Raw genomic sequence first — 10564 nt, 5'->3', positions numbered from 1 at the left:
AAACCCCAGCCGTGAATCCCGCTTCGAATCGGAAAGAGCTGAACCCGCTCTAGCGCGTGGGATGAAGCGCGGCTTTGAGCGCGATCTCCCGCTCCATCGTGATCGGCGCGTGCTGAAGCCGGATCAGCACGGCTGAGTCGGATCGGCATCGATTGTTTCCGGCCGTCCGGTCTTGTCCTGACCCGGTTCTCACGGACTGCCGACGGCCGAGCACCGTCCCAGTCCGCCTGACGCGGCAAGATGCAAGCACATGGAAGATGCACCCGCTTTGCCTGCCGCCGTTGTCCTTGGCCCAGACGATCAGGTTCTTCAGCTCCGAGAAGACGCTCTCGAACCGGCTGATCGAATCGGCGATCTGCCGGATCTGCTTCTTCGCATGGGTGCGGGCGTTACGGTCCCAGGACCGCAGCGACGACACAGGGATGTCCTGCCCGATAATCTCGACCGGGGCTGTAGCAGGTTAACGTCGTCGGAGACCATCCCGCATATCGCTTGGGCCGGCCTCGTCTTCGCCTCCCAGGCCCGTACAGTCCCATCTTGGTCCTGGCCGGCGCGCTCAATGCTCCGTGCCCTGGCCTTGCAACCTCGTCTATCTCGGCTCCGCGGCTACCTTCTTCATGTTCGGTTACGTCCTGTTCCCGCTGCGGCTTCACCATTCGCGAGCTGCGCCATGTCGATCTCCGGGCACAGAAAAGCCCGGCGCGAGGACCGGGCGTGGTGGTCAGGACATTGACGGCTGCCAGCGGTCCGCTCAGGACACCTTGATGATAAAGGTTCTCAGGCTCGCAGCATGTATCCTGACCGCCGCTATCGTGGCCGTCACCATTCTCCCGATCGGCTTGCGACCGGTCTCATCGCTGCCAGTCAGCTTCGAACGAATTGGGACCTATGCCGTGCTCGGAGCCGCGTTCAGCCTAAGCTATCCACGGCAAAAATGGGCACTCCTGGTTGGGTTGGTTTTGTTGGCCGGTATCCTCGAAACCGTGCAAACGCTTACCGGGACGAGGCACGGCCGCATTGAAGACTTCGCCATCAAAGCTGCCGGCGCGGTGATCGGCTCGGTGGCCGCCGTTCTTCTCCGGCGGGCTGCAACATTCAGGTCGGCTGCTTGATTCCGGCCTCAAGGTGGGCGGCTCGGCCTGCCCGCGGCGGTCTTGATGCGGTTCAGAGTGGAGTCTCTCTGGAGTGATCCGGCCCGGCTTGCCCCAAGAGTGGTCCGCGTAAGGCAGCCCTGCGCAGGCCAGACGAATTAACCGCTACAAAACTATAATCTCGACGGCGAATTAGGGCTCTGCTTTTGGTCTCCGCGCACCAAGCAGGGCGACAGATGAAGAAGGCCGTCACGGTTTGCTCTACAGCCGCAGTGCTGAGTGTCCTAGCGGCGTGGGCCTACCTCCTAGCCTGGCTTGGCTATTCAGCGCTTGATTGGTTAGCCGGCTTCATTAAGCCTTGGATTGAATGACCCCAAAGCTGCGCCGGCGGCGATTACGGCGCTTGTGATAAACGGCGCGATGATAAAGGAGGCGAGGCCCTGATACGGCCAAAGAGCAATAGTACTCAGCACGCCGACGATAACTCGTCGTTAGATAGAGCCCGAGACCTGGGCCGATAATCGGCATAGCGTTCACGGCGTCATCCCTTGTAGCCTAAACGTAGCGCCAGAGGCTTCATGGTTTGTGAAGGGTCTGCCTAAATTCGCAACAACGCAAGAGTTTTTTCGCCGCTACCCGGATCGCCGCTACATCGGCCCCCGGAGGAGCAGCCTTGAGCGGAAACGAAAGTTGAAAGGCGCTCAGCGACCTAGCCGGTTACAACTGCGGCGAGAGGTCGATGATGCCAGCCATGCCTACATTCGCCGTCCAAGTGTTTGAGCGCCGCGACGACGTGCTGATCTGGGGCGCGCGCCTGCCGTGCTGCAGCGACGTAGATGCTATCGCGAAGGCCGTCGAAGTTGCCGGCTGCTTCGGAGGCGCCGTCGCACTCTCGTTGCTCGTAAGCGATGCCGGCCTTGAATGGACGCTAGCCGTGCTCGGAGTCTTCGGCGAAACAGCCTACGACTTCGTCGAGAACCTGCCCCCGGATGCTCCGGTGGGCATGTCAGCCTAGATGCGGGAGACCGTCCAACCTCGACCTATTCCGGTCAGGACCAATGCGAAATCCTGACCCATAGCGGCATTGGCGATGTCCGGTCTCAGGAAGGTGCATCGACGCGCTCCAAGAGCAGGGACTTACTCCGAGCCCCTTCATGCCTTACGTCGCAGCCGAACAAACGGGACCTTCAGATCAAGATGTTCAGCCGCTCGATGCCATCCTGAGACCTGAAAAGATTTCAAGCCGCTCAAATGCTACTCGACTACGGGCGCGAATAGAGCGTTAGTCCTCTCGCGCACAAACGAACGGCGCGTTAGTAAAACGCGAAACATGACCGAAACTGACCTGTGCTCTTGCCCCGCCGGCTTTGGCCGTTGCGGGGCCGGATCAGTGACGGCGAGAGGTGCCGTCCTTCAGGAGGTCACCATGGCGAGAAGCAAAAGCCGGACGGCGAAACAGCACGATAAGGCGAGGCTCGGCGGTGCTGCGCCGGGCGTGCCCACGGACGGCGAGGCGAGCACCGCCCTACTTATCGCAGTGCCTGATGCCAGCCATCCGCGTGAGGGAAGCAAGGGCGCGCTTCTGGTGTCGCTTCTGTCCCTCCCCGAGGGCGCCAGCATCGACGATCTGATGGCGCGTACGGGCTGGTTGCCGCACACGACCCGAGCGGCCCTGACCGGACTGCGCAAGCGGGGCTTCGAGATCGCCCGCGACGCTGCTGAGAAGGGTGGAAGCCGGTACCGTATCGCCAAGGCTGAACCGGAGCCGGCGCCAGCTGCTCGCCGACGTCGGAAGGCTCGTAACGACGAAGCGCACGTCAGCGCGTGATGGCGACCTCCGGATCGGAGCTGGAGATCGAGGTGGCGCGTCTGCGCGATCTCGACCTCCGGTCACTCCGGGCCATGTGGCGGGCGATCACCGGCCGCCCAGCACCTACCCACCTGCCGCGCCATCTCCTCCTCCGGATCCTGGCCTATCGCATCCAGGCCGATGCTCTGGGCGACCTCAGCCGTGAAGCGCTTCTGTTCCTCGACCGGCTCGGGAGAGGAGACAGGAGCGTGCCCTTGCCGGAGCGGGCCGTCCGGCCCGGCACGGTGCTCGTCCGAGAATGGGCAGGCGCCCGCCACCACGTGATGGTCGATCAGGAGGGCTTCTCCTGGAACGGCCAGACGTACCGAAGCCTCTCGGAGGTCGCCGGGGCGATCACGGGGACGAAATGGTCAGGTCCCCGCTTCTTCGGCCTGAAGGGTAAGCCAGCATCACGGGAAAGGAGACTGGCATGAAGCCGAGCCTCCGCTGCGCTGTCTACACCCGCGTCTCGACCGAGCATGGACTCGACCAGGAGTTCAACTCTCTCGACAACCAGCGGGAGGCAGCCGAGGCCTATGTGAAAAGCCAAGCGCATGAAGGCTGGCGGCTGCTGCCGGGTCGCTACGACGACGGCGGCTTCTCAGGTGGCTCGACCGAGCGCCCAGCTCTTCAGCGGCTCCTGGAACAGGTGCGCCTCGGCCGGGTCGACGTGATCGTGGTCTACAAAGTCGATCGGCTCACTCGCTCGCTCGCCGACTTCGCCAAACTGGTGGAGCTCTTCGACCAGCACGGCGTCTCGTTCGTGTCGGTGACCCAAAGCTTCAACACCACGACCAGCATGGGGCGGTTGACGCTGAACGTCCTGCTGTCCTTCGCCCAGTTCGAGCGCGAGGTGACCTCGGAGCGCATCCGCGACAAGATCGCGGCCTCCAAACGTCGAGGCCTGTGGGTCGGCGGAATGGTCCCGCTCGGATACCGGGTCGAGAGCAAGAAGCTCGTGATCGAGGAGGAAGAGGCCGAACGGGTCCGGCTCATCTTCCGGCGCTATCTCGAGACCGGAAGCCTCGGCCTCCTGCTGGTCGACCTGCGGGAACAGGGGGTGGTCACGAAGTTGCGGCAGCTCTCGAACGGTCGCACCATCGGAGGCATCCCGTTCACGCGAGGGCCGCTCGCCTATCTCCTGCGTAACCGGTTCTACGTCGGTGAGATCAGCTTCAAGGGAACCACCCACAAGGCCGAGCACGCACCCATCCTGGGCCGGAATCTGTTCGAGGCCGTGCAGGTGAAGCTTGCTGGCCAGCGCGTCTCGCAGACGAAGCGGGGCCAGTCGGGCGCGCTCCTGGTCGGGCGCATCTACGACAGCATGGGACAGCGCTTCACGCCGACTCACGCGAAGAAGAACGGGATCCGCTATCGCTACTACATCAGCGCTTCGCTGGTTCAGGGTCGAACCGGTCTGGGCGGGACACGCATCCCCGCGCCCGAGATCGAAAGGACCGTCATCGAAGCGATCCGGACAGCAGCCGGATCTCAGGAACCAGACCATCGGGCGCTGATTGAAACCCATCTGGATCGGCTCGAGATCGGGTCCGACGAGATCCTGGTCCGCCTCCGGACCGATCGCGACGACGCGCAACCGACGATCACGATACCGTGGCGAGCGCCGTCCCAGTCTCGCCACCGCGAGATCATCGTCCCTCCCGACCGTTCCTCCCCGACGCGGCCGATGCGCGTCGAGACCCGGGCGACCCTGCTGGCCGCGATCGCCAAGGGCCGACGCTGGCTCGACGAGATCATCGACTGCAGGGTTGCAGGCCCCGACGCGATCGCCGCGCGAGAAGGCTGTACTGTGCGCCAGGTGAACGCCACGATCTCGCTCGCGCATCTCGCCCCCGACATCGTTGAAGCCGCCATCGCTGGCCGTCTGCCTCACGGGGTCGGTGTCCGCGAACTCACAGATGCCCCGTTGGCGTGGTCACGTCAGCGTGATGCGCTCGGGCTCGCAATCTAGGAACATTAGCCTTAGCTGATTGACACAAGGCATATACTCCTATAGCCGTGCTGCTCGATACAGGAGGCCGGCATGCGGGACGCAAGGCACAACCAGCTCACTGCGACATGGCTGAACACGGTTGCGGCCGGCATCGTGTCCGGAGGTTTCGTCAGCCAACTCACCATGCTCATGGACGGCGCAACCTTGGCCGGTCGAACCGCTGTGGTCGTCCTCTCCATCTCGGTTGGACTCGCGCTTCATGTAGCCGCCATACGCTGGATGTCGCGAGAGCCCGGCTCGCCGTAGGAGACCAGCGACTCAGCAGCTGCGCCGCGATCGCGATGTGCGTCCAGGAAGCACTATCTGGAGGGCCGGAGACGGGTGGCCCAAGACGGCCCAATACGGCGTGTGGAGACACGGTTCATGCCTCAGCTCGGGCAGCTGCCGGGCTAAGTTTTTGATACGTCGGCGTCTCTAGAAAACGGTGTCGCGTCGGGGCAACCGAGGGAGTGTGTGGTGGTGGACCCAGTCCACTCGAACCGGTCTCCGGCCTAGACATTCCCTGCTATCAGGGATTTTTGCGCAGAGTGGCGATCAAAGTCGCCCGAGTGGGTCCTCGAAAGGGCGAATATGCGCTGTAGACGCAACTCAAATTCCCTAGAAGTCTGAGCAGGGATTTCTCTGTGAGTTGCAGGGATTGCTCTCTCCGGTTCACGGAATGACGCCGTGTTTCCAGGGATTTCGCATTGCGTGAACGTCTCGCTTATCTCCTGGCCGCGCGCATGTTACGTGTCAGCCTGTGACGCTGGCATCATCTCATCCATCCACCTTCAAGCGTAATCAGCTCGACGGGGCCCTTTATGCACTCTTCAGCGGTCCGCCGCGATCGGTGAGTGAGCGTCTCGATCAACCCGTTCCTTCAGCATTCCGTACTCGGATCAAGCGTCTTCTCGAACTCGACCGTGACCTGGCGCCGACAGTGGGGACCGATTTTGCGTTCCACGACGCCGCGGCGCCCGGCAAGGGAAATGACGTTACCTACACCGACTACCGTGCTTTCAACGTAGCCGTTGCATTGGAGCTCGTCCGTTTCGGCTGCAAGCAACTCGAAGTTGTCGAGAAAGTTCTGGAGCTAGAACCTAAGTTGCGGAAAGCATTTGATCAAATCGCAAAGACCTATACGACCCGAGGTAGATCGTCTGAGACGACCGATAAAAAAGATCGAAAGCTCTATCTCATCGTGTCGCAGATTGAGCGACCTGAGCTGGACCTCATGGCAGCGTCTTTGATTGAAGTCGAGATTGCCGAGGGCGTGTTAGATCTCCAAGGTCGGCTCGACCGTCTACTCCCGAAAGTCATGTTCGGCGCCTTCGTCTTAGAGATCTCCGAATTGGCAGCACGCCTAACAGAGCTTCTGAAGGCCCTCCCCCCCACCCGGCGCGGCCGATGACCGATTGACTCGCTCCAATTGCAGTCCCTATAGAGGCTTCAATGAGGAGCGAGGAGGTCGCGGATGGCTTCGGATGATGACGGAAACGATCCAAAAGTGGGGTACAAGCGGCCGCCGGTTCACAGCCGCTTTAAGTCTGGTCAGTCGGGTAACCCGAAAGGCCGCTCGCCTAAGAGCAAGAACGCGGACACCCTTCTTCTCGCCGAGCTGGATCGCAAAATCACCATCACAGAGAACGGGATGTCCCGTACTCTGACCAAGCGCGAAGCCTTTATCGCGCGACTGGTCAACGGCGCGCTCAAGGGACGGAACAGAGAGATTGCCATCGTGGCTAAGCTCGTTCGTGAGGTCTCCCCCGCCGACCCCATCGTGTTCACAGACGCCGACGACGCAGCGCTGCAAACCGCGATCGCTCTTCTGCAGCCCCCGAAGCGGCGCCGAAGAAAGGAATAGCCGACCTGCAACGGGTAGAACGCCGATGACACGCGATGTGGCGAAACGGCAAATACTTCGCGGCCACCTGCTTCCCTTTGTGCTGTTAGCATTCGCCGCCGTAAAGCCCGACAGCGCATGTCTGCTGAGCTTTCACCACGCCGTGATTGCCGATGCATTCGAGCGGGCCTTCCTGGGCATGGTGACGAGGGCGGTCATCAACGCTCCTCCACGATCGATGAAGTCGTTCATCTGCTCGGTTGCGGGGGGTGTGTTGGGCCGTCGGGCGACAGCCTGATCTGAAGGTGATGGTCATCGCCGGCTCCCGGGCACTGGCGAGCGACCTGTTCGATCAGGTCCTCTCACTCCTATCGTCATCTTTCTTCCGCGCGCTGTTCCCTCATGTCCGCGTCACGGTCGACGGAATGACGATCCGAACAAGCGCTGGTGGGACGATCTCCTTCAGCGGCTTTCGCCAGACCCAGATTGGGCGTGGTGCTGACCTGGTCGTCCTTGATGATCCGATATCGCCGACCGACGTTCAGGACGAGAAGAAGCGGAGCGCAGATGGCGTACGACTCCGATCAGAGATCCTACCACGGTTCAACGATCCGGATCGGGGTTGCCTCTTGTGCGTTTCGCAGCGGCTCCACGATGACGACATTTCGGCTCAGATTCGAGCAACCGCTACAACCTGCCATACGGTCTCGATCCCGGCCATCGCCGTTCGCGACGAAGAATGGAAATTGCGGACCGGAGCGCTTGTTCGACGGAAGAAGGGTAAGCTGATCCAGCCTAGCCGATTGTCAAAACAATCGCTCCGTAGCCTTCTCCTCAGCATGGGCGGCCATCGTTTTAGGTCCCAGTACCAGCAAGATACCACAATGCCATTCGGATCGTACGGAGAAAATCGTACGGGCACATTCTACTACCCCAAGGGACATCCCCTCTATCGAGAAAGTTTCTTTGGTCCAGCCTGGTTCTTCGCAGTTGTACCTGAGACGCTCTATGCGTTGCACGAGCTCTTCGGCGAACCAGAGCCGCCCCGTAGATACGATGCCTCCCACGGCCCCACAGCCGAAGAGTGGCAGCGCGTTGCGCGCGTCCAGCAGCGGATGTTGGTCGAGAATTGTAAGGCCGGGAAAGCGCCGCCGACCGTTCGGGAGGTCCGCGACGAGGTGGCGAAGGACGGGAGGAATATGGATGGCTAACCGAAAGCGGACAGACGTCGCGCTCAGGTCTCGGCTGGCCGACGACCTTCGCGGGCGCAGCCGAAAGCGGCGGACCGTCATGAAGGCCGGCCTCACCTACTCGACGGACCTCGCAAAGCGGAACGACCTCTGTCCGGAACTCAGACTGGTCACTCGCAGCATCTCAGATCTGACCGTGCCGAGGCGTAAGGTCCGGAAGCAGCCGCAGAGCCAAATCGAACAGGTCGCTGCCGCCATTCAGACCGCCGGAAATTGCGACCCGGTGCTGATCGACCAGGACAACAATCTGATTGACGGAGAGGTGCGCCTCCTGGCCCATAAGCTTCTTGGTCTCGATACCGTCCCGTGCATCGTCGTCAGTCACCTCGATGCCAGAGCTCAGCGCTATCTGCGGCTGTCCCTGAACCGCCTGCAGGAGAAGGGCAGTTGGGACCTTGATGGCCTGAAACTCGAATTCCAGGAACTCCTCCTTGACGACATCGACCTGCGGGTGACCGGCTTCGACCTCGATGAGATCGATCAGATCCTCCTTGATGAGGAGCCGAGCGCCGTCGAAAGACTTCCGCCCGTTCCGAAGCAGAGCGATGTGAGGCCGGGCGACTTGTACGGACTTGGCGAGTCCCGCGTCGTCTGTGGCAATGCCTTAGATCCCGATGTCCTTTCGCGCCTGATGGGCGGGAAGCTGGCCCGGCTGATCCTGACCGACCAGCCTTTCAACGTTCCGATCCAGGGACATGTGACCGGCGGACGCCACGAGGAGTTCGCGATGGCGTCAGGCGAGATGAGCACGGAGGAGTTTCTGGATTTCACGAAGGCCTGGGTGGGAACGTCGCTCCGGCACTTGGTCGATGGAGGGGTCTTCGGCACATTCATCGACTGGAGAGGCCAGGACGTAGTCACGCAGGCCGCGGCCGCCAATGAGTTGAGCCAGCTCAACCTGATCGTTTGGGCCAAGACGAATGCCGGGATGGGTTCCCTGTATCGGTCCCAGCATGAGCTCCTACCATTGTTCAAAAAAGGCAATGCGCCACACGTGAACAACATCCATCTGGGTCGGAAGGGGCGGTCTCGATCGAATCTTTGGACGTATCCCGGCGCGTCTGCGATCAATTCGGACGCCAGGCGTGGCCTTGAAGACCATCCGACCGTTAAGCCTGTCGCATTGCTTGAAGACGCGATCCTCGATATGTCAGATCGTGGCGAGACCGTTCTCGATCCCTTCCTCGGATCAGGGTCGACGCTTATTGCCGCCGAGAAGACTGGCCGAACCTGCTATGGCCTCGAGATCGAACCGCACTATGTCCAGTGCATCATCAATCGCTTTGAATCGATGACAGGCCAGGCAGCCGTTCTGCTCAGCCGGTTCGACGCAGAATGCGGCGCGGCTTGGCCGGAGCCTCCGATTGTGGGGGAGACGAAGCCCCCGGTTCCCTCACCATCTTGATGGCTAAGGCGGCCACGCGTTCGCTTACCGTCAACGCCGCTGAAGGACTCCGACGCTCGCAGCTGGCCAGGAAAGCCACGCTGCCGACACCGCCACATCATCCGATGCGTTCCGCCACTTCGTGCATAGTCTCTGGCGGCAACTTTGCGCCCAAGACGGGCATTCAGACGGCGCGAATTACGGCTTCGAAGCGGACATCTCCACCGCCAACCCGGGACGCAGGCGTTCGGCCGCGAAGTCGAGGAAGGTGCGCGTTTTCAGTGGCAGGGGGCCCTGGTCGGGGTGGAGCAAGCTGACCGGCACAGGCGATCCCTCGTATTCCTGAAGCACGACGCGCAGCGCGCCCTCAGCTACGTGGGTGGCAGATTGGTAGGAGAGCATCTGCGCGAAGCCGACACCCGCTGCCGCCGCGTCGATCCCGGCCTCGACCGTGCTGACCGTCAAGCGCGGGCGGATCGGCACCGCGAAGAGCGTGCCCCGGCCGGGGTTGCGGAAGTTCCAGCTTCGCGCGGTGTTCAAGCCCTCGTAGAGAATGCAGGGAAGGGCCGACAGCTCTTCCGGATGCCGCAGGACGCTATGGCGCGCGAGAAGGTCTGACGCCGCGACGAGGACGCGCCGCACCCGGCCAACCTGCACCGCCTTTAAGCCGCTGTCCGGCAGGGCGCCGATGCGCAGGGCCACGTCCACTTGCTCGTCGACGAGGTCAAGGTTGCGATCCGTGAGTACAAGGCGGACATCGATCTCCGGGTACAAGCCGAGGAAGGCGGTCACGGCCGGCAGCACGTGGAGGCGCCCGAACACCACGGGCGCCGTGACGATCAGCTCGCCGCGCGGCCGGCGCCACTCCCCTGCGACTGCGCGCTCCGCGTCGTCGACCTGCTCAAGAATGCGCCGGGACGCGGCGAGGTAGGCGGCGCCGGCCTCGGTGGGGGTGAGCCCGCGGGTCGAGCGCACGAGTAAGCGCGCGTTGAGACGCGCTTCGAGTTCCGCGATCTTGCGACTCAGGGTCGGCAGCGGCACCCCGACGCGGCGGCTCGCGGCCGAGAGGCTGCCGTGCTCAACAGCTGCCGCTAGCAAGGCCATTGCTTCCAGCCGGTCCATCGCCTTCCTCTCGGTTTCCGAGATGGCTGTTC

11 protein-coding genes are annotated in these 10564 nt (G+C 62.3%); 10 read left to right on the top strand and 1 reads right to left on the bottom strand.

All coding sequences use genetic code 11. The features are described from left to right. Positions 1–764: 764 nt before the first annotated feature. From ACFE87_RS24035 to ACFE87_RS23990, 10 genes are all read left to right on the top strand, one after another. A complete protein-coding gene (locus ACFE87_RS24035) occupies positions 765–1112 on the top strand; it encodes a hypothetical protein (RefSeq protein WP_375462188.1) in 348 nt (115 codons plus the stop codon). Between the two features lie 718 nt (positions 1113–1830). Further along, positions 1831–2106 (top strand): hypothetical protein, encoded by a 276-nt coding sequence (locus tag ACFE87_RS24030; protein ID WP_375462187.1) that lies wholly within the window; start codon positions 1831–1833, stop codon positions 2104–2106. 411 nt (positions 2107–2517) lie between these two features. Beyond that, a complete protein-coding gene (locus tag ACFE87_RS24025) occupies positions 2518–2919 on the top strand; it encodes a DUF3489 domain-containing protein (RefSeq protein WP_375462186.1) in 402 nt (133 codons plus the stop codon). After that, positions 2919–3374: a DUF2924 domain-containing protein gene (locus tag ACFE87_RS24020; RefSeq protein WP_375462185.1), complete on the top strand. Its 456-nt coding sequence runs from the start codon at positions 2919–2921 to the stop codon at positions 3372–3374. Before ACFE87_RS24025 ends, ACFE87_RS24020 begins: the two co-directional genes overlap by 1 nt. Continuing rightward, the gene (locus ACFE87_RS24015; RefSeq protein WP_375462184.1) at positions 3371–4912 is read left to right on the top strand and encodes a recombinase family protein; all 1542 of its coding nucleotides are present in this window, start codon (positions 3371–3373) and stop codon (positions 4910–4912) included. Before ACFE87_RS24020 ends, ACFE87_RS24015 begins: the two co-directional genes overlap by 4 nt. Before the next feature lie 72 nt (positions 4913–4984). Beyond that, a complete protein-coding gene (locus ACFE87_RS24010; protein ID WP_375462183.1) occupies positions 4985–5200 on the top strand; it encodes a hypothetical protein in 216 nt (71 codons plus the stop codon). 493 nt (positions 5201–5693) lie between these two features. Then, entirely contained in the window at positions 5694–6344 is a 651-nt protein-coding gene (locus ACFE87_RS24005) for a hypothetical protein (protein WP_375462182.1), read from the top strand. Positions 6345–6407: 63 nt separating this feature from the next. After that, entirely contained in the window at positions 6408–6797 is a 390-nt protein-coding gene (locus ACFE87_RS24000; RefSeq protein ID WP_375462181.1) for a DUF5681 domain-containing protein, read from the top strand. 284 nt (positions 6798–7081) lie between these two features. Continuing rightward, positions 7082–7987 carry a hypothetical protein gene (locus ACFE87_RS23995; RefSeq protein ID WP_375462180.1) on the top strand — a complete coding sequence of 302 codons (906 nt, stop codon included), beginning with the start codon at positions 7082–7084 and terminating at the stop codon, positions 7985–7987. A gap of 79 nt (positions 7988–8066) precedes the next feature. Then, positions 8067–9431 carry a site-specific DNA-methyltransferase gene (locus ACFE87_RS23990; RefSeq protein WP_375462179.1) on the top strand — a complete coding sequence of 455 codons (1365 nt, stop codon included), beginning with the start codon at positions 8067–8069 and terminating at the stop codon, positions 9429–9431. A gap of 177 nt (positions 9432–9608) precedes the next feature. Here ACFE87_RS23990 and ACFE87_RS23985 read toward each other — a convergent pair. Continuing rightward, positions 9609–10564: LysR family transcriptional regulator (locus tag ACFE87_RS23985; RefSeq protein WP_375462178.1), on the bottom strand; the 956-nt coding region annotated here is incomplete at its 5' end.

The sequence above is a fragment of the uncultured Enterovirga sp. genome (genome assembly GCF_964242715.1).
GTDB lineage: Bacteria > Pseudomonadota > Alphaproteobacteria > Rhizobiales > Beijerinckiaceae > Enterovirga.
The sequence above is the reverse complement of the archived record's forward strand: the minus strand, read 5'-3'. Positions and strand labels throughout refer to the sequence as shown.

What these genes read in the sequence shown, in the direction of transcription:
- ACFE87_RS24030 (WP_375462187.1), top strand. Translation starts at nt 1,831, where the DNA reads ATGATGCCAGCCATGCCTACATTCGCCGTCCAAGTGTTTGAGCGCCGC.
- ACFE87_RS23990 (WP_375462179.1), top strand. Translation starts at nt 8,067, where the DNA reads ATGAAGGCCGGCCTCACCTACTCGACGGACCTCGCAAAGCGGAACGAC.
- ACFE87_RS24035 (WP_375462188.1), top strand. Translation starts at nt 765, where the DNA reads ATGATAAAGGTTCTCAGGCTCGCAGCATGTATCCTGACCGCCGCTATC.
- ACFE87_RS24010 (WP_375462183.1), top strand. Translation starts at nt 4,985, where the DNA reads ATGCGGGACGCAAGGCACAACCAGCTCACTGCGACATGGCTGAACACG.
- ACFE87_RS24000 (WP_375462181.1), top strand. Translation starts at nt 6,408, where the DNA reads ATGGCTTCGGATGATGACGGAAACGATCCAAAAGTGGGGTACAAGCGG.
- ACFE87_RS24015 (WP_375462184.1), top strand. Translation starts at nt 3,371, where the DNA reads ATGAAGCCGAGCCTCCGCTGCGCTGTCTACACCCGCGTCTCGACCGAG.
- ACFE87_RS24020 (WP_375462185.1), top strand. Translation starts at nt 2,919, where the DNA reads ATGGCGACCTCCGGATCGGAGCTGGAGATCGAGGTGGCGCGTCTGCGC.
- ACFE87_RS24025 (WP_375462186.1), top strand. Translation starts at nt 2,518, where the DNA reads ATGGCGAGAAGCAAAAGCCGGACGGCGAAACAGCACGATAAGGCGAGG.